This window comes from Blautia sp. AF34-10 (assembly GCF_003477865.1).
GTDB classification, from domain to species: Bacteria; Bacillota; Clostridia; order Lachnospirales; family Lachnospiraceae; genus Fusicatenibacter; species Fusicatenibacter saccharivorans.
Genome location: NZ_QUED01000001.1, coordinates 93,204 through 111,043, shown reverse-complemented (window position 1 = coordinate 111,043; position 17,840 = coordinate 93,204). Strand labels below are relative to the sequence as shown.

Here is a 17,840-nt window from a genome sequence, read left to right as displayed (position 1 = left end):
CAAAAACAGAAAATCCCATTCCAGCCACCTTGAAAAGGAGATCAGAAGATGAAAAAAGTATCACTGGAACAGGAATTAAAAGGAAATGCATATCCAGGAAGAGGAATTGTGATCGGCAGATCCAAAGACGGCACAAAAGCCGTTGCCGGATACTTTATTATGGGCAGAAGCCAGAACAGCCGCAACCGTGTCTTTGTTGAGGAGGGTGAGGGAATCCGCACACAGGCGTTTGATCCGTCGAAGCTGGAAGATCCGAGCCTGATCATCTACGCACCAGTACGCGTTCTGGGAAATGATACGATCGTAACAAACGGAGACCAGACCGATACCGTATACGAAGGATTGGAGCAGGGAAAAACGTTTGAGGTATCCCTTCGAAGCAGAGAGTTTGAGCCGGATGCACCGAACTACACTCCTCGTATTTCCGGTGTGATGCACGTAGAGAACGGAACGTACGGCTACCAGATGTCGATCTTAAAGAGCAATAACGGCGATCCGTCCCAGTGCAACCGCTACACCTTCTCCTATGATAACTGTGTAGCAGGGGAAGGCCATTTCATCCACACCTACATGCACGACGGCAATCCGCTGCCAAGCTTTGAGGGTGAGCCAAAACTGGTCGAGATTCCGGATGACATCGATGCTTTCACCGAACTGCTCTGGAGCAGCTTAAACGAGGACAACAAGGTGTCCCTCTTCACACGCTATATCGACATTGCAACCGGCAAGTATGAGACAAGAATCGTGAATAAAAATAAATAAGAAATCGAGTGTTTTGCGAAAGGAGAAAATCATGAAAGAATTAGCGTTAAAATACGGATGCAACCCGAACCAGAAACCTTCCAGAATTTACATGGATGATGACAGAGATCTTCCGATCGAAGTATTAAGCGGCCGTCCGGGCTATATCAATTTTCTGGATGCCTTCAATGGCTGGCAGCTGGTACGTGAGCTGAAAGCAGCCACCGGTCTTCCGGCAGCAACTTCCTTCAAGCACGTTTCCCCGGCAGGTGCAGCCGTAGGTCTTCCGCTGGACGAGATCCTGCGTAAAATTTACTGGGTAGACGATATGGGAGAGCTTTCTCCGTTAGCATGCGCTTATGCAAGAGCCAGAGGCGCAGACCGTATGTCTTCTTTCGGCGACTTTATCGCACTTTCTGATGTCTGCGACAAAGACACCGCATCCCTGATCAAACGCGAGGTTTCTGACGGTGTCATCGCTCCGGGATTTACCGATGAAGCACTGGAAATCCTGAAAGCAAAGAAAAAAGGTAACTACTGCGTCATCAAAATCGATGAGAATTACCGTCCGGCTCCGCTCGAGCACAAACAGGTCTTCGGCATTACCTTTGAGCAGGGCCGCCAGGAGCTGCCGATCGACGATGAGCTGCTCTCCAACGTGGTAACCGAGAACAAAGAGATTCCGGAAGCAGCAAAACGCGATCTGAAGATTGCACTGATTACCTTAAAATATACCCAGTCCAACTCCGTATGCTTCGTCAAAGACGGTCAGGCCATCGGTGTCGGTGCAGGCCAGCAGTCCCGTGTGCACTGCACCCGTCTTGCCGGACAGAAAGCCGACAACTGGTTCCTGCGTCAGTGCCCGAAGGTGCTGGATCTGCAGTTTGTAGACGGCATCCGCCGCGCAGACCGTGACAATGCGATCGACGTTTACATCGGCGAGGAGTACATGGATGTTCTCGCAGACGGCGCATGGGAGAAGATCTTCAAAGTAAAACCGGAAGTCTTCACAAGAGAAGAGAAACGTGCATGGCTCGACCAGATGAAGGGCGTAACCTTAGGTTCCGATGCCTTCTTCCCGTTCAGCGACAACATCGAGCGCGCACACAAGAGCGGCGTCCAGTACATCGCAGAGCCGGGCGGATCAGTCCGTGATGATGCTGTGATCGAGTGCTGCAACAAGTACAACATGGCAATGGCGTTTACGGGAATCCGTCTGTTCCATCACTAAAAAGAAATGCGTTTTATATTTATATAAGAAGAAAGAATCCGGTCTCTGGGCGGCCGGATTCTTTCTTTTTTTCGCACATGTATCATCAAAGAGAGAGTAGCACTTTCTGAAGAATAAAAAATAAGCAGGAAGAGGGCGGTACCGCCCTTTTTCTGTCGAAAACCCCTGTTCTTTTTCGGAAAAGTGTGATAAAATACCCCATGGGCGTATCTTTTGCCCGCTGCAAAAAGGAGGATGAGGAATATGCGGCAGATGGAATTTAAAATGGAGCGACAGGGACTTCTCGAGGAAGGCCAGGAAGTCAACGTGACAGAAAGCGCACTGCCTACCTCCTATTATTATACGATTACCCCGGCAGTGGCCATGAGCAGGAATTATCAGGCGTATGAGAGGCTGCAGTCCCGGAAGGGAATCGTAAAAGAAGTAAAAGAGACACCGAGAGGATTCTATACGGTAGTGGAGTTTGATGAAGATGAGCCGACCTGACGAGAACAAAAATGAGCACCCGGTGGTGCATCCGATTCCGCCGGTTTACCGCGCCGATTCCCGGATTCTGATTCTCGGCAGTTTTCCGTCCGTAAAATCCAGGGAGACCGGATTTTTTTACGGCCATCCGCAGAACCGTTTCTGGAAAGTGACGGCAGCCGTGTGCGGGGAAGAGGTGCCGCAGACCGTGGAAGAGAAGAAGGCGTTTCTGCTCCGGAATCATATCGCTGTCTGGGATGTGATCGCGTCCTGCGTCATCACAGGCTCGAGCGATGCGAGCATCCGCGATGTTGTGCCGAATCCGCTGCAGGACATTCTGGAATGCGCCGATATCCGGCAGATTTACTGCAACGGGGCGACCGCGTGGAAGTATTACCGGAAGTACCAGGAGAAGCAGCTGGGACGGGAAGCGGTTCGCCTTCCGTCGACGAGTCCCGCGAACGCCGCATGGTCTGTGGAGCGGCTGCTTGGCGAGTGGAGCCAGTGCGGAGAAGTCTTACGAAACGGAGAGTGACAGGATGAAAAAAGAGTACGAGACCGTCTGGGAGATTTTTAATGAGTGTGCCAATAATCAGATGCGGGACGTCTTTTTCGACGAGATCGAGACGGATGACCCGGAGGCGTATATCCGTCAGAAATTTCCGGACAAAAACTTAAAATATGAAAAAACGGTGGAAGCGGACGGATCTCTGGTCTTTGACATTGAGACCTCCGGCATCCGCCAGCGGTTTACGTTTACAGAAATCTGAATCGCGCAGAAAATACCAGAAAAGCGGAGAAAAAAACGATGAGTGAAGAAAAACACACGCATGTGCATGTGCTGGAAGACGGCACCGTGATCGAGCATTCCCACGATCACGCCCACGGGCACCATCATACAAATACAAAAGCAGTCTTAAACCGCCTCTCCCGCGCGATCGGACACATGGAGTCGATCAAGCGGATGGTAGAGGAAGGCCGGGACTGCGCTGAGGTTCTGATCCAGCTGTCTGCCGTGAAGGCGGCCATCAACAACACAGGAAAAATTATCCTGGAGGATCACATTGAACATTGCATCGTCGATGCAGTCGAGCATGGGGACACAAAAGCGATTGAGGAGCTGAATAAGGCGATCGACCGCTTTGTCAAATAAGCAAGAAAAACAAGAAAAGAGGAAAGAAACATGGCAAAAGAATGCAGCAATTCGAGCTGTTCCAAAGAAAGCTGCGAAGGATGTCCAAGCAAAGCAGGACAGGGCAAACCGGATTTTCATATTGATCTGAATGCCGATTCTTCGATCAAACATGTCATTGGCGTTGTCAGCGGCAAGGGCGGTGTTGGTAAATCCATGGTAACCGCATCTCTGGCAAACCAGAAAGCAAAAGAGGGCTACAAGGTTGGTATCCTCGATGCCGATATCACAGGACCGTCCATCCCGAAAATGTATGGCCTGAAAGGACCTGCAAACGTAGATGACAAGGGCGTTTACCCGGCAGTTGCAGCAAACGGCGTAAAGGTAATGTCCATCAACCTCCTGCTTCCGGGCGAGGAAGAGCCGGTCATCTGGAGAGGACCTGTCATCGCAGGAACCGTAAAACAGTTCTGGACCGATGTCATCTGGGGCGACCTGGACTATCTCTTCGTCGATATGCCGCCAGGAACCGGTGATGTTCCGCTGACCGTTTTCCAGTCTCTTCCGGTAGACGGCGTAGTGATCGTATCTTCCCCGCAGGATCTGGTGCGCATGATCGTCATGAAAGCCTACAAGATGGCACAGATGATGAGCGTTCCGGTGCTCGGTATCGTAGAGAACTACAGCTACCTCGTATGTCCGGACTGCGGCAAAAAGCTGTCCATTTTCGGCGAAAGCCACATCGACGAGATCGCAGCCGAGATCGGCGTGCCGGTTCTCGGCAAAATGCCGATTCATCCGGAGTTTGCCGAGCTGGTGGACGAAGGAAGATTTGCAGAAGTGGATAACACCGATATTGCAAAGATCAACATCTAATCATTAAATATAGAAGCAAGTAATGGCATGAAAAACTCGTTTTTCCTTGATTTTACAAGGAAAAGCGGGTTTTTTTGACAAGATTTTTACGTTTCTTTTGGCAAAAACTATTTTATTTTAAACGGATTTTGTGTAACCGGTTACACACGACTGCGCAAATGAGACAAAAAGCGACAAATATGAAGGGTTAATGAGAAAAACTTGCATAAAAAACATGCATAATATGGCAAAAACAAGGAAATAAATTCAATATTGACATTTAAAGAGAAAAAGTGCATAATCTACCTCAACGATAGGAAAACAAACAGCTATTGATTAAGAAAGAGGTGAATCGTATGTCACACTGCGTAGTAAGACTCAATGGAACTGAGGAAGTAGAGGAGTTTGTAAAAGCAGCTTCCAAATGTGATTTTGATATTGACATTTTTTACAACCGCGTTATTATTGATGCAAAATCCATTCTTGCATCCTCAGCATGGATCTGAACCGTGATCTCACCGTACACTGCTATGGTGACAGTCCGGCATTCAATAAAACCCTGCAGAAATTTGCTGTAGCATAAATTTTATTAAGGGAAACGAAAAAAATTCAGCCTGCGCCGCCAGCGAGAGTAGAGACAGAATTTGCGCAGGGGACTTTCTGAAGAAAAACTAATCACACGAGACACATAACTTCAGAGAGAAAAAAGGAGACTGTTGCGGCAGTCTCCTTTTTTCTGTATAATGATAACTATTCAGAGCCATGCGAAATTCCAGAAAAGGACACGAATCATGCTTGCATGAATGAGCGTTCTTTTCTGGAATTTCATATGGCGAGAAGCCACATCGAGATGCAGCGCAGCGGAATCGAGATGGGGCTCTGAATAGTCTGGTTAGAAAAGGAGCGGGCTAGTGGAAGAGAAGAAGAAAGAGATCCGGATTTCCGTGCGGAATCTGGTGGAGTTTATTCTGCGCAGCGGGGATCTGGACAACTCGTCGGGAGGTTTCGGCGAGCGCGATGCCATGCAGGCGGGAACGCGGGTGCATCAGCAGATTCAGAAAAAACGGGGCGCCGATTACCGTGCGGAGGTTCCGCTGGTTCACGAAAAAGAATATGAGCATTTCATCCTGCGCGTCGAGGGAAGAGCAGACGGCATGTACGAGGACGGAACCACGACCGTGATCGAGGAGATCAAGGGAACGTACCGTGACCTCGAAACGATGGAAGAGCCGGTTCCGGTACATCTGGCACAGGCGAAGTGCTACGCTTACATCTACGGCTTTCAGAACCGCAAAGAGGAGATGGGCGTGCTGATGACGTACACCCTGCTCTCCTCCGAGGAGGAAGGCCTTCTGCGCCCGCTCACCAAAGAAGAGGTAAAGCCGGAGCACTCCAACTGGCGCATCCGCCATTTTCTGCAGACGTACAAGCTCCCGGAACTGGAGCAGTGGTTCGATGAGCTACTCGACGCCTGGTTTATCTGGGCGGAATTCCAGTACCAGTGGCAGAAAGCGCGAGATGCCTCAATGCAGCACCTCGAATTCCCCTTCCCGTACCGGAAAGGCCAGCGGGAACTGGTGAGCGGCGTCTACCGTACCATTCTGCGGAAAAAAGAACTCTTCGTCCAGGCGCCGACCGGCATCGGAAAAACAATGTCCACGGTCTTTCCGGCCATCCGCGCGATCGGAGAGGGCTGCGGCGACCGTCTTTTTTATCTGACTGCGAAAACCATCACCCGTACCGTGGCAGAGGAGGCGGTCTCCATTCTAAAAGAGAAGGGACTGCAGTTCAAAGCAATCACGCTGACCGCAAAAGAAAAAATGTGCATCCTCGATGAGCCCGAATGCGATCCGATCCACTGCCCGCGCGCGAAAGGCCATTTTGACCGGATCAACGCGGCGGTGTACGAGATGCTGACGGAATGCGATTCCTACACAAGAGAGGAAGTCCTGCGCCAGGCGGAAAAATGGAACGTCTGCCCGCACGAGTTCCAGTTTGATGTGGCTTCGTGGGTGGACGGCGTGATCTGCGATTACAACTATGCGTTTGATCCGACCTCGAAATAAAACGCTTTTTCGCAGAAGGAACGAAGGGTGATTACATCTTTCTGATCGACGAGGCGCACAACCTGGTCGAGCGGGGCCGCGATATGTTCAGTGCCACGCTCGTCAAAGAGGAGATTTTAAAGGTCCGCCAGCTCCTCCGCCCGTATGCACCGGGCAAAAAGCTCGAGAAGGCGCTGAATCGCTGCAATCACCAGATGCTCGTCTACAAAAGAGAGTGCGATTCCTGCACGGAGCTGGAAAGCGTATCGACGTTTCTTATGATGGTCAATCAGCTGCTGGAAGAACTGGCGGGCTGGCTGGAAGCGCATAAGACAAGCGAAATCCGGAAGCAGGTTCTGGAATTTTACTTTAACTTGCGAAATTTTTCCGAGATTTACAATTTAGTGGATGAAAATTATCTGATCTACACGAGTTATCTCGATAACGGCGATTTTGCACTGCGCCTGTTCTGCGTCAACCCGGCGGAGAATCTGCAGCAGTGTATCAACCAGGGGCGGTCGGCCGTCTTCTTTTCCGCGACGCTGCTGCCGGTGCAGTATTATAAGAAGATGTTCAGCACGAATACGGACGATTACGCGATTTACGTGGAGTCCCCGTTTGATCCCGCGAAGCGGTGTCTGGCGATCGGAAGCGAGGTCAGCACGAAGTATCAGCGGAGAAACCGCGCAGAGTTTGAGAAGATCGCTGCCTATCTGAATGAGATGATCCAGAGCCGGAAGGGCAACTATATGGCGTTCTTCCCGTCATACCGCCTGATGCAGGATGTCTATGCGGTCTATGAGGAACTGTATGCAGATGAAAACGTGACCTGCCTGATCCAGGAGTCGGCGATGCGGGAGCAGGAGAGAGAAGCGTTTCTGGAAGCGTTTGCGAAAGACAACGAGAAAACGCTGGTGGGATTCTGTATCATGGGAGGCATTTTCTCGGAGGGAATTGATCTGGACGGGGAAAAGCTGATCGGCGCGGCCGTTGTGGGAGCCGGAATCCCGCAGGTGGGGCCGGAGAGAGAACTTTTAAAGCAATATTTTGACCGCAGCGGAGAGAACGGTTTCGACTACGCGTACCGCTATCCCGGCATGAATAAAGTATTGCAGGCGGCAGGGCGCGTGATCCGTACGACGGAGGACACGGGTGTGATTCTGTTGCTCGACGAGCGGTTCCGAAACCGGGAGTACCGCGAGCTGTTCCCAAGAGAATGGGAGGACTGCCGGATTGTGCAGCGCAGCAGCCTCCCGGAGGTAATCCATTCGTTTTGGGAGAGGGTGGATTGTGAGAGCGGATCAAAAGCCGGGCAGCAGGAAATGAAATCTCGGTGCAGCGCTGAACGTTACGTGTGATCCGCGCGGTTCCGGTATTCGCTCGGCGAGCAGCCCATCTGCTGCCGGAAAATTTTAGAAAAATAGGCAGGACTGGAAAATCCGGTCTGTTCCGCTACGGAAGTGATACTGGCCTGGCGCTCGAGAAGGAGCGGCAGGCTTTTTTCAATACGGTAATCGAGAAGATAGTCAAACAGGGATTCGTTCATGCATTTCTTGAAAAAACGGCAGCATTCACTGCGGCAGATGTGGATCTGTGCGGCGAGATCCTCGAGCGTCAGATGCTCCATATAATGGCGGTGGATGTAGTCGAGCAGAATGCGGAGCCGCTCAACATCACGCGCTGCCGCCGTGTTCTGGGATTCACCGGAAAACGATGCGTGGCGGTAAATCTCAATCCAGATCGACAGCAGAAGCTCCTGGATTTCCATCTCAAACGCGGACGGCTGTGAAAGCGAGAGGTCGTAGATGCGGTGCATACAGGCAAGTACCTGGTTCTGCCAGTCGATCTCCGGCGAAAAGACGATGGAGGCGAGCTGCATATCCGTCAGCACCGGTTCGACGTAGCGCGTCTGGATCACACTGTTTGAAAAACCATAGAGAAAGCGCGGGGCGAACGTGGTTGAAATATAGACGCAGTCCATCCCGTCGATCATGTGGCCGCTGTGAAGCGCATTCGTGTTGCAGAAAATGCCGTCCCCTTCTTTTAAGACATACGATTTGCCGTTGACCTGATATCCGATCTGTCCCGAGAGGACAAACGTCAGCTCAATTTCCGGGTGCCAGTGCCAGGAAAAGGAGCCGCGCTCGTAGCGGGAGAGCTGTTCGTAACTGATGTTGACAGGAAATTCATAGCTGCCGTGGGCCTTCAGCTCACGGTTTTCTTTATCCATGCGGATCTGCATGAAACGTACCTCCAATCCATAAAATCCATTAAAAATCATACGATAAGTAAAGTATGCGGCAAAAAGGGAAAAAAAACAAGAAAAAATCGAAGATCACCTCAATATAATTATCGTTTGCCCCAATATTGTTGTTGCAGATGGGCGTACGGCTCACTATAATGATACTTAAGAAGATAAGAAAAAACACACAAACACACAATACACACACAACACACAAAACGAAACCATGAAAACAACACACCAAAAAGAAAAGGAGACAACAAAATGAAACAGCAGGTACTGGATTGTTTTGCAAAACTGTTCGGGGGAGAGGGCGACATCCGCACCTACTTCGCACCTGGACGTGTGAACCTGATCGGTGAGCACACCGATTACAACGGAGGCCACGTATTTCCATGCGCACTGACCATCGGAACCTACATGGCAGCAAGAAAACGTGACGACAGAAAGCTTCGTTTTTACTCTATGAACTTTGAAAAACTCGGCGTGGTAGAATCTTCTCTCGATGAATTCCTGATGGGAAAAGAAGGCAACTGGACCGCATATCCGAAGGGAATGATGTGGCATTTTGCCAGAAGGGCTTCCCGGTAGAGCAGGGCTTCGATATCGTGCTCTACGGAAACATTCCGAACGGCTCCGGCCTTTCCTCTTCCGCATCCGTTGAGACCGTAACCGGCGTAATGCTGCGTGACATGTTCGGCTACGACACCATCTCCATGATCGACATCGCTCTGTACGGCCAGTTCTCCGAGAACAACTACAACGGCGTCAACTGCGGTATCATGGATCAGTTCGCCATCGCCATGGGCAAAAAGGACTGTGCGATCTTTCTTGACACCAGCGATCTGAAATATGAGTACGCACCGGTTAAACTGGAAGGCGCAAGAATTGTCATCTCCTGCAGCAACAAGAAACGCGGCCTTGGCGACTCCAAATACAACGAGCGCCGCAGCGAGTGCGAGACTGCTCTGGCTGAGATTCAGAAAGTCAAAGACATCAAGAGCCTTGGCGAGCTGACCGAGGAAGAGTTTGAGGCAGTGAAAGATGCCATCAAAGATCCGGTCCGCCAGAAACGTGCAAAACATGCTGTTTACGAGAACCAGAGAACCGTTCAGGCCGTTGCAGCTTTAAAGGCAAACGACATCGCAAAATTCGGCGAGCTGATGAACGCATCCCACGTTTCCCTGCGTGATGACTATGAGGTAACCGGCATCGAGCTGGATACTCTTGTGGAAGAAGCATGGAACTGCCCGGGTGTCATCGGATCCCGTATGACAGGCGCAGGCTTCGGCGGATGCACCGTCAGCATCGTAAAAACAGAAGATATTGACAACTTCATCGCAAAAGTAGGCGCAGCTTACAAAGAAAAAATCGGCTATGCCGCAGACTTCTATGTCGTAGACATCGGAGACGGCGCAGGCGTATTAAAATAAGAAATAAAAAAGCTGGATCGGCAGCAGGGAGGAAGCTACAGTGATTAACGAGAGTATTGCAAAACTGGTAAAATATGGAGAAAATGCCGGTCTTGTTTCGGGACTGGATAAAATCTATGCGACAAACCGGATTCTGGAAGTCATGCAGATTTCCGATTACGAAGAGCCGGAGCAGATTCCGGAGACCCCGGATCTGGAAGAGACTTTAAATGAACTGCTTGATGATGCAGCTAAGCGCGGTCTTCTCGAACACAACAGCGTCGTTTACCGCGATCTGTTCGATACGAAACTGATGGACTGCCTGATGCCGCGCCCGGGAGAGGTGGTAAAGAAGTTTGAGGAACTCTATGCGAAGAGCCCGCAGGAGGCAACCGATTACTTCTACAAACTGAGCCAGGATTCCAACTACATCCGCAGATACCGCATCGCAAAGGATATCCGCTGGAGCGTACCGAGTGCCTACGGCGATATCGATATCTCGATCAACCTCTCCAAACCGGAGAAGGACCCGAAGGCGATCGCGGCTGCAAAACTGGCAAAACAGAGCGGTTATCCGAAATGCCTGCTCTGCAAGGAGAATGTGGGCTATGCGGGACGCGTCAACCACCCGGCGCGCCAGAACCACCGCATCATTCCGCTGACGATCAATCAGACGGAGTGGGGATTCCAGTACTCGCCATATGTGTATTACAATGAGCACTGCATCGTGTTCAATTTCCAGCATAACCCGATGAAGATCGAGCGCGCGACCTTTGTGAAGCTGTTTGACTTTATCAAGCTGTTTCCGCACTACTTCATCGGTTCCAATGCGGATCTGCCGATCGTGGGAGGCTCCATTTTAAGCCACGATCATTACCAGGGCGGCCACTATACCTTCGCAATGGCGAAAGCGCCGATCGAGCGCCATTTTACCATCAAAGGATACGAGGATGTGGAAACCGGCATCGTCAAATGGCCGCTGTCCGTCATCCGGATCCGCCACAAAGATGAGAAACGGCTGATCGATCTGGCAGAGCATATTCTGAACTGCTGGAGAGGTTACACGGATGAGGATGCGTTTGTATTCGCCGAGACTGACGGAGAGCCGCACAACACGATCACGCCGATCGCAAGAAAAGTGGGCGATACGTTCGAACTCGATCTGGCACTGCGCAACAACATCACGACGGACGAATGCCCGCTCGGTGTTTACCATCCGCATGCACAGTATCATCACATCAAAAAAGAGAACATCGGCCTTATTGAGGTTATGGGACTTGCGATTCTGCCGGCGCGCTTAAAAGATGAGCTGGAAGAGCTTTCCAAATGCCTCGTAGAGGGAAAAGATGTCCGCGCTGTCGCAGAGCTGGAGAAACATGCCGACTGGGTAGACGAATTCCTGCCGCGCCATCCGGAGCTGAACAGCGAAAATGTGATGGATATCCTGAAAGAGGAAGTCGGAAAAGTCTTTGTCGGCGTACTCGAGGATGCCGGCGTTTACAAGTGCACCGAGGAAGGCAGAAGTGCATTTGCAAAATTCATGGAAACGTTGTAGAATAAACTAAATGTTTCAATTAACCCGCTGCGGCAAAAAACAGCAGCGAAGGAAAACATGGAGGATACCAAAATGAAAATCTTAGTTACTGGCGGTGCAGGCTATATTGGAAGCCACACCTGTGTGGAACTGCTGAACGCAGGCTATGACGTTGTTGTCATGGACAACCTTTACAATGCAAGCGAGAAAGCCATCGAGCGTGTAGAACAGATTACCGGAAAGAAAGTAACCTTCTACAAAACCGATATGCTGGACCGCGAAGGCGTAAAGAAAATTTTCGACAACGAGAAAATTGACGCTGTCATCCATTTCGCAGGCTTAAAAGCAGTCGGCGAGTCCGTACATAAACCGATTGAATATTATCACAACAACATGACCGGAACCCTGATTCTCTGCGATGAGATGAGAAACCACGGCGTAAAGAACATCATCTTCAGTTCTTCTGCAACCGTATACGGCAATCCGGCACAGATTCCGATCACCGAGGAGTGCCCGAAGGGAACCCCGACCAACCCATACGGCTGGACAAAAAGCATGCTCGAGCAGGTTCTGACCGACATCCACACCGCAGATCCAGAATGGAATGTTATCCTGCTTCGTTACTTCAACCCGATCGGAGCGCATAAGAGCGGCCTTATCGGAGAGGATCCGAAGGGCATCCCGAACAACCTGCTTCCGTATGTCGCACAGGTTGCCATCGGAAAACTCGAGTGCATCGGCGTTTTCGGTGATGACTACGATACTCCGGACGGAACTGGTGTCCGCGATTACATCCATGTTGTTGACCTGGCACGCGGCCATGTAAAAGCCATCCAGAAACTGGCTGACAACGAGGGCGTTTCCATTTACAACCTCGGAACCGGCAAAGGCTACAGCGTACTCGATGTGATCCACGCATTCGAGAAAGCATGCGGCCATCCGCTGAAATACGAAATCAAACCGCGCCGTGACGGTGATATCGCAACCTGCTACTCCAAATGCGACAAAGCAAAAGAGGAGCTTGGCTGGGAGGCTGAGTACGGCATCGAGGAGATGTGTGCCGATTCCTGGAACTGGCAGCAGAAGAATCCGAACGGATATAACGACTAATGTAATGTGAGTGTTATCTGGCGGCCCGCCGATACTTGAAAGAGTGTCGGCGGGCCGTTTTTGTATAGATAAATTCAGTCTTTTTTCACAAAGTCCGGCTTGCTAATTAAGAGGGAATCCGATATAATGTAAGAGTTAAAGTGTCCGTAAAAAAAGAGGGGCGGTTTGACATACAAGGAGGAAAAGCATGGACGATAGAAAAAATCAGAACCGGGAACCAGAAAACGGCTCCGGGGGAGGACCGAAAAACAGACAGACGATACTCATTATCCTGATCTGCCTCCTCGTCAGCCTGATGGTGATGGGACTTCTGAACAATGCCCTTGGGGGAATTACTTCCGAGGATCTTGACTATAGCAAATTCCTGGATATGGTAAACAACGATGAAGTGCAGGAAGTTGTCTTGAAATCGGGAACACTGACCGTAACGCCGAAAGACCAGAAATCGGAGGGAATCACCTATCAGGTAACGATGATGGGAGATGAGCAGGAGCTGGTCGATCTGTTACAGGAGAAAGGCATTACGTACCACAAAGATCCGCCGGATTCTACCGGAACGATCATTTACACATTGCTGACCGTCATTCTGCCGGTTGTAATGCTTGTCGCTGTCATGGTATGGGTGATGCGCAGCATGAACAAAGGCGGCGGAGTCATGGGCGTAGGAAAGAGCAGAGCAAAGGCCTACGTACAGAAAGAAACCGGCGTGACATTCCGCGATGTTGCGGGACAGGACGAGGCAAAAGAATCGCTCCAGGAGGTTGTGGATTTTCTGCATAACCCTGGAAAATACACGACAATCGGTGCAAAACTTCCGAAAGGAGCGCTTCTTGTAGGCCCTCCTGGAACCGGAAAAACACTGCTTGCCAAAGCCGTAGCCGGTGAGGCGCACGTACCGTTTTTCTCGATGTCCGCTTCGGAATTTGTCGAGATGTTCGTCGGTGTCGGTGCATCGCGTGTGCGTGACCTGTTTGAGGAAGCAAAGAAAAACGCACCGTGCATCATCTTTATCGATGAGATCGATGCGATCGGAAAGAGCCGTGACAACAGCTACAACAGCAACGACGAGCGGGAGCAGACGTTAAACCAGCTCCTCGCCGAGATGGACGGATTCGACAGCTCCAAGGGTATTCTAATCCTTGCGGCCACAAACCGCCCGGAGGTTCTTGACCCGGCGCTGCTGCGTCCAGGCCGTTTTGACCGCCGGATTATCGTAGAAAGACCGGACCTGAAAGGCCGTGTGGAAATCCTGAAAGTACACGCCAAGAACGTATCGCTCGATGAGACGGTTGATCTCGACGGCATCGCACTTGCGACATCGGGAGCCGTTGGTTCTGATCTTGCAAATATGATCAACGAGGCAGCGATTCTTGCGGTCAAGAACGGAAGAAAAGCCGTTTCCCAGAAGGATCTTCTCGAGGCAGTCGAGGTTGTCCTCGTCGGAAAAGAGAAGAAGGACCGCATCTTAAGCCAGGAAGAGCGAAAGATCGTTTCCTACCACGAGGTAGGCCACGCACTTGTTACTGCACTGCAGAAGGATTCCGAGCCGGTACAGAAAATCACGATTGTGCCGCGTACGATGGGTGCGCTCGGCTACGTCATGCAGGTGCCGGAGGAGGAGAAATACCTCAACACGAAGAGCGAACTCGAGGCGATGATCGTCGAGTGCCTCGGCGGAAGAGCGGCAGAGGAGATCGTATTCGGCAACGTGACAACGGGAGCTTCGAATGATATCGAGAAAGCGACGAGATTGTCCGCGCGATGATCACGCAGTACGGTATGTCGGAGAAATTCGGTCTGATCGGTCTTGCGACCCAGCAGAATCAGTACCTCGACGGAAGAATGGTCTTAAACTGCGGCGATGCCACAGCAACCGAAATCGACCACGAGGTCATGAAGATCTTGAAAGAGTCGTATGAGCAGGCAAAAGAACTTCTGGCAGCTAACCGCGATGCGATGGATGAAATCGCAGCTTACCTGATCCAGAAAGAGACGATCACCGGAAAAGAATTTATGGAGATTTTTCATCAGGTGATTGCAAAACGGAATGGAAACGCGGAAGAAGCGGTTGAAAATCCAGAAATATAAAAAGAAAGCAAAAAGGCCCGGCGGGAGCAGAGAAAACGATCTCTGCACGCTGGGCATTTTCAACATTACAGTCCCAAAAAGAGGAGGGTCATATGGCGTTTGATATCCAGGAAGAACTGAAAAAACTGCCGGGGAAACCCGGCGTCTATCTGATGCACGACGCGGACGATACAATTATCTACGTAGGAAAGGCGATTTCGCTGAAAAACCGTGTCCGCCAGTATTTCCAGACGAGCCGCAACAAAGGGCCGAAGATTGAGCGGATGGTCACGCATATCGCCCGTTTTGAGTATATTGTGACGGATTCCGAACTGGAGGCGCTCGTGCTGGAGTGCAACCTTATCAAAGAGCACCGTCCGAAATACAATACGATGCTGAAAGATGACAAGGCGTACCCGTACATTAAGGTGACCGTGAACGAGGATTTTCCACGCATTCTGTTTTCCCATCAGATGAAGAAGGACAAGGCGAAATATTTCGGCCCGTACACGAGCGCCGGAGCTGTGAAAGATACGATCGAACTGTTGCGGAAGCTGTACGATATCCGTTCCTGCAATAAGAGCCTGCCAAAGGAGATCGGCAAGGACCGCCCGTGTCTTTACTATCACATCCACCAGTGTAAGGCACCGTGCCAGGGATACATTTCCAAAGAAGAGTACGGCGAGCAGATCAAAAAGGCGATCAGTTTTCTGAATGGAAATTACAATGACATGATCAAAGAGCTGACTGGAAAAATGACGGAGGCGGCTGAGGAGATGCGGTTCGAGCAGGCGGCGGAGTACCGTGATCTGATCGACAGCGTGCGCAGGATCGGCGAGCGGCAGAAGATTACGAACAGTAACGGCGAGGACAAAGATGTCATTGCGCTTGCGATGGACAAAGAGGATGCGGTGGCGCAGGTCTTCTTTATCCGGAACGGAAAGCTGATCGGGCGGGAGCATTATTATCTGCGGATTGGCGAGGAGGAGCAGAAAAGCGAGGTGCTGCTCACGTTTATGAAACAGTTCTATTCCGGCACGCCGTTCATCCCGCGGGAAATCATGATTTCCGAGGAGATTGCCGAGCAGGAGCTGATGGAAGAGTATTTAAGCAGCAAACGGGGCCAGAAGGTCCGCATCCGCGTGCCGAAAAAGGGCAGCAAGGAAAAAATGGTGGAACTGGCAGAGCGGAACGCACAGATCGTTCTCGACCAGGACCGCGAGCGGATCAAGCGGGAAGAGGGTCGGACGGTCGGTGCCGTAAAAGAGATCGCCAGATGGCTGAACCTACCGTCGATCGACCGCATCGAGGCGTACGATATCTCCAATATCAGCGGTTTCCAGTCGGTCGGCTCAATGATCGTCTACGAGAAAGGAAAGCCAAAGCGCGCCGATTACCGAAAATTCAAGATCAAATCCGTCGAGGGACCGAACGATTACGCCAGTATGAAAGAGGTCTTAAGCCGCCGTTTTCTGCGCGGCATCCAGGAGGACAGCGGTTTCGAGCGGCTGCCGGACCTGATCATGATGGACGGCGGACGCGGCCAGGTTAACATTGCGCTTGAGGTGCTTGAAGAAATGGATCTTGCGATTCCGGTCTGCGGTATGGTAAAGGACGACAAGCACCGCACGAGGGGGCTGTATTTCCGAAACGTGGAAATCCCGATCGACCGGAACAGCGAGGGCTTCAAACTGATCACACGCGTGCAGGACGAGGCGCACCGCTTTGCAATCGAATACCACCGCCTGCTGCGGAGCAAGGGCCAGGTCCACTCGATTCTCGACGACATCCCGGGCATCGGGTCGACAAGAAGGAAAGAACTGATGCGCCACTTTCAGGGAATTGATGATATCAAGGCGGCAACCGTGGAAGAACTTTCCGGACTTCCGGGCATGAATAAAAAGGCGGCGGAGCAGGTCTACACATTCTTTCACGCACCTGCACAGGAGGAAAATGAGGATTCGTCAAAATAGTTAAATTTCTAGGTTGCCCGTGATGCTTTATTGTGCTAAAATCATAGAAGAGACGGATTTAAAAAGACGTCGAATGAAGTCGGAGGACAGGAAAATGAAAGAAATTGAAATGACCAAAATGGTGGAGGAAATGGATCTCCGCAACCTGACATCAGAGGTTGATATGACAGATCTTGTCATTGCCACACCGGATATCAACCGTCCTGCACTGCAGCTGACCGGTTACTATGAGCATTTTGCCAATGAGCGTGTGCAGATCATCGGTTATGTAGAGTTCACGTATCTGCAGCATCTTGAAGAGAGCGAGCGCGTCCGCGCGTTTGAAGAGTTTGTAAGCCGCAAGATCCCATGTGTCATTTTCACCACGAAGATGATTCCGGGACCGGAAATTCTGGAGCTGTGCAATCGTTATCAGGTACCGGCCTTTGCGGTAGACAAATCGACTTCCGTTTTCATGGCTGAAATCATCCGCTGGCTGAATGTCCAGCTTGCCCCGATGATCTCCATCCACGGCGTGCTGGTCGATGTATTCGGCGAGGGCGTTCTGATCATGGGCGAGAGCGGAATCGGAAAGAGCGAGGCTGCACTGGAGCTGATCAAACGAGGCCATCGTCTCGTCAGCGATGATGTGGTTGAAATCAGCCGTGTCAGCGACATTACGCTGGTCGGAACGGCACCGGATATCACGCGTCACTTTATCGAGCTGCGCGGTATCGGTATCATCGACGTCAAGACGCTGTTTGGTGTCGAGAGCGTAAAGGATACCCAGTCTATCGACCTTGTTATCAAGCTTGAAGAGTGGGACAAAGAGAAAGAATACGACCGTCTGGGCCTGGAAGAAGAGTATATTGAGTTCCTTGGAAACAAGGTTGTCTGCCATTCCCTTCCGATCCGTCCGGGCCGTAACCTGGCGATCATCGTAGAAACCGCTGCTGTCAACCACAGACAGAAGAAGATGGGCTACAATGCCGCACAGGAGCTGTACCGCCGTGTACAGGCTAACTTAGTGAAAAAAAGAGAGGAGAAGTAAGAA

Annotated in this window: 14 protein-coding genes and 3 pseudogenes; 16 read left to right on the top strand and 1 reads right to left on the bottom strand. The window is 51.0% G+C overall.

Annotated features, from left to right (window positions below; all coding sequences use genetic code 11):
• Window positions 1–48 precede the first annotated feature (48 nt).
• The 10 genes and pseudogenes from DWZ60_RS00530 to DWZ60_RS17665 all read left to right on the top strand — a co-directional run bounded on the left by DWZ60_RS00530 (window position 49) and on the right by DWZ60_RS17665 (window position 7,827).
• The gene (locus tag DWZ60_RS00530) at window positions 49–762 is read left to right on the top strand and encodes an IMP cyclohydrolase (RefSeq protein ID WP_022463110.1); all 714 of its coding nucleotides are present in this window, start codon (window positions 49–51) and stop codon (window positions 760–762) included.
• 31 nt (window positions 763–793) lie between these two features.
• On the top strand, window positions 794–1,972 hold the full coding sequence (locus DWZ60_RS00525; RefSeq protein ID WP_055227009.1) for a phosphoribosylaminoimidazolecarboxamide formyltransferase: 1,179 nt from the start codon (window positions 794–796) through the stop codon (window positions 1,970–1,972).
• Between the two features lie 243 nt (window positions 1,973–2,215).
• Window positions 2,216–2,458, top strand: coding sequence for a hypothetical protein (locus DWZ60_RS00520; RefSeq protein ID WP_022463113.1), 243 nt, complete (start codon window positions 2,216–2,218; stop codon window positions 2,456–2,458).
• Window positions 2,445–2,972: a DNA-deoxyinosine glycosylase gene (locus tag DWZ60_RS00515; protein ID WP_022463114.1), complete on the top strand. Its 528-nt coding sequence runs from the start codon at window positions 2,445–2,447 to the stop codon at window positions 2,970–2,972. The genes DWZ60_RS00520 and DWZ60_RS00515 overlap by 14 nt, the downstream gene beginning before the upstream one ends.
• A 4-nt stretch (window positions 2,973–2,976) precedes the next feature.
• Window positions 2,977–3,207 (top strand): hypothetical protein, encoded by a 231-nt coding sequence (locus DWZ60_RS00510; RefSeq protein ID WP_022463115.1) that lies wholly within the window; start codon window positions 2,977–2,979, stop codon window positions 3,205–3,207.
• A gap of 38 nt (window positions 3,208–3,245) precedes the next feature.
• On the top strand, window positions 3,246–3,590 hold the full coding sequence (locus DWZ60_RS00505) for a metal-sensing transcriptional repressor (RefSeq protein WP_119221113.1): 345 nt from the start codon (window positions 3,246–3,248) through the stop codon (window positions 3,588–3,590).
• Between the two features lie 30 nt (window positions 3,591–3,620).
• A complete protein-coding gene (locus DWZ60_RS00500) occupies window positions 3,621–4,445 on the top strand; it encodes an Mrp/NBP35 family ATP-binding protein (protein WP_055219741.1) in 825 nt (274 codons plus the stop codon).
• A gap of 335 nt (window positions 4,446–4,780) precedes the next feature.
• Window positions 4,781–5,007, top strand: a pseudogene (locus DWZ60_RS00495) (HPr family phosphocarrier protein).
• A gap of 328 nt (window positions 5,008–5,335) precedes the next feature.
• Window positions 5,336–6,490 (top strand): DEAD/DEAH box helicase, encoded by a 1,155-nt coding sequence (locus DWZ60_RS17670; RefSeq protein WP_243038157.1) that lies wholly within the window; start codon window positions 5,336–5,338, stop codon window positions 6,488–6,490.
• An 83-nt stretch (window positions 6,491–6,573) separates the two neighbouring features.
• Window positions 6,574–7,827: an ATP-dependent DNA helicase gene (locus tag DWZ60_RS17665; RefSeq protein ID WP_119198574.1), complete on the top strand. Its 1,254-nt coding sequence runs from the start codon at window positions 6,574–6,576 to the stop codon at window positions 7,825–7,827.
• Here the strand turns inward: DWZ60_RS17665 and DWZ60_RS00485 are convergent.
• Window positions 7,818–8,711, bottom strand: a complete 894-nt coding sequence (locus DWZ60_RS00485) for an AraC family transcriptional regulator (RefSeq protein ID WP_055219743.1) — start codon at window positions 8,709–8,711, stop codon at window positions 7,818–7,820. The genes DWZ60_RS17665 and DWZ60_RS00485 overlap by 10 nt on opposite strands.
• 264 nt (window positions 8,712–8,975) lie before the next feature.
• Here DWZ60_RS00485 and DWZ60_RS00480 point away from each other — a divergent pair.
• From DWZ60_RS00480 to hprK, 6 genes and pseudogenes are all read left to right on the top strand, one after another.
• A pseudogene (locus DWZ60_RS00480) lies at window positions 8,976–10,144 on the top strand (galactokinase).
• Between the two features lie 40 nt (window positions 10,145–10,184).
• A complete protein-coding gene (gene galT, locus DWZ60_RS00475; protein WP_055219747.1) occupies window positions 10,185–11,678 on the top strand; it encodes a UDP-glucose--hexose-1-phosphate uridylyltransferase in 1,494 nt (497 codons plus the stop codon).
• A 72-nt stretch (window positions 11,679–11,750) separates the two neighbouring features.
• Window positions 11,751–12,767 carry a UDP-glucose 4-epimerase GalE gene (gene galE / locus DWZ60_RS00470; protein ID WP_022463123.1) on the top strand — a complete coding sequence of 339 codons (1,017 nt, stop codon included), beginning with the start codon at window positions 11,751–11,753 and terminating at the stop codon, window positions 12,765–12,767.
• Window positions 12,768–12,954: 187 nt separating this feature from the next.
• Window positions 12,955–14,855, top strand: a pseudogene (gene ftsH, locus DWZ60_RS00465) (ATP-dependent zinc metalloprotease FtsH).
• 92 nt (window positions 14,856–14,947) lie between these two features.
• Window positions 14,948–16,807, top strand: a complete 1,860-nt coding sequence (uvrC, locus tag DWZ60_RS00460) for an excinuclease ABC subunit UvrC (RefSeq protein ID WP_119221112.1) — start codon at window positions 14,948–14,950, stop codon at window positions 16,805–16,807.
• 94 nt (window positions 16,808–16,901) lie between these two features.
• Complete coding sequence (hprK, locus tag DWZ60_RS00455; protein WP_119221111.1) at window positions 16,902–17,837, top strand: HPr(Ser) kinase/phosphatase; 936 nt, start codon at window positions 16,902–16,904, stop codon at window positions 17,835–17,837.
• Window positions 17,838–17,840: the final 3 nt, after the last annotated feature.

What these genes read in the sequence shown, in the direction of transcription:
- DWZ60_RS00505 (WP_119221113.1), top strand. Translation starts at nt 3,246, where the DNA reads ATGAGTGAAGAAAAACACACGCATGTGCATGTGCTGGAAGACGGCACC.
- galE (WP_022463123.1), top strand. Translation starts at nt 11,751, where the DNA reads ATGAAAATCTTAGTTACTGGCGGTGCAGGCTATATTGGAAGCCACACC.
- DWZ60_RS00530 (WP_022463110.1), top strand. Translation starts at nt 49, where the DNA reads ATGAAAAAAGTATCACTGGAACAGGAATTAAAAGGAAATGCATATCCA.
- DWZ60_RS17665 (WP_119198574.1), top strand. Translation starts at nt 6,574, where the DNA reads ATGTTCAGTGCCACGCTCGTCAAAGAGGAGATTTTAAAGGTCCGCCAG.
- DWZ60_RS00510 (WP_022463115.1), top strand. Translation starts at nt 2,977, where the DNA reads ATGAAAAAAGAGTACGAGACCGTCTGGGAGATTTTTAATGAGTGTGCC.
- DWZ60_RS00525 (WP_055227009.1), top strand. Translation starts at nt 794, where the DNA reads ATGAAAGAATTAGCGTTAAAATACGGATGCAACCCGAACCAGAAACCT.
- DWZ60_RS00500 (WP_055219741.1), top strand. Translation starts at nt 3,621, where the DNA reads ATGGCAAAAGAATGCAGCAATTCGAGCTGTTCCAAAGAAAGCTGCGAA.
- DWZ60_RS00515 (WP_022463114.1), top strand. Translation starts at nt 2,445, where the DNA reads ATGAGCCGACCTGACGAGAACAAAAATGAGCACCCGGTGGTGCATCCG.
- uvrC (WP_119221112.1), top strand. Translation starts at nt 14,948, where the DNA reads ATGGCGTTTGATATCCAGGAAGAACTGAAAAAACTGCCGGGGAAACCC.
- hprK (WP_119221111.1), top strand. Translation starts at nt 16,902, where the DNA reads ATGAAAGAAATTGAAATGACCAAAATGGTGGAGGAAATGGATCTCCGC.
- DWZ60_RS00485 (WP_055219743.1), bottom strand. Translation starts at nt 8,711, where the DNA reads ATGCAGATCCGCATGGATAAAGAAAACCGTGAGCTGAAGGCCCACGGC.
- DWZ60_RS00520 (WP_022463113.1), top strand. Translation starts at nt 2,216, where the DNA reads ATGCGGCAGATGGAATTTAAAATGGAGCGACAGGGACTTCTCGAGGAA.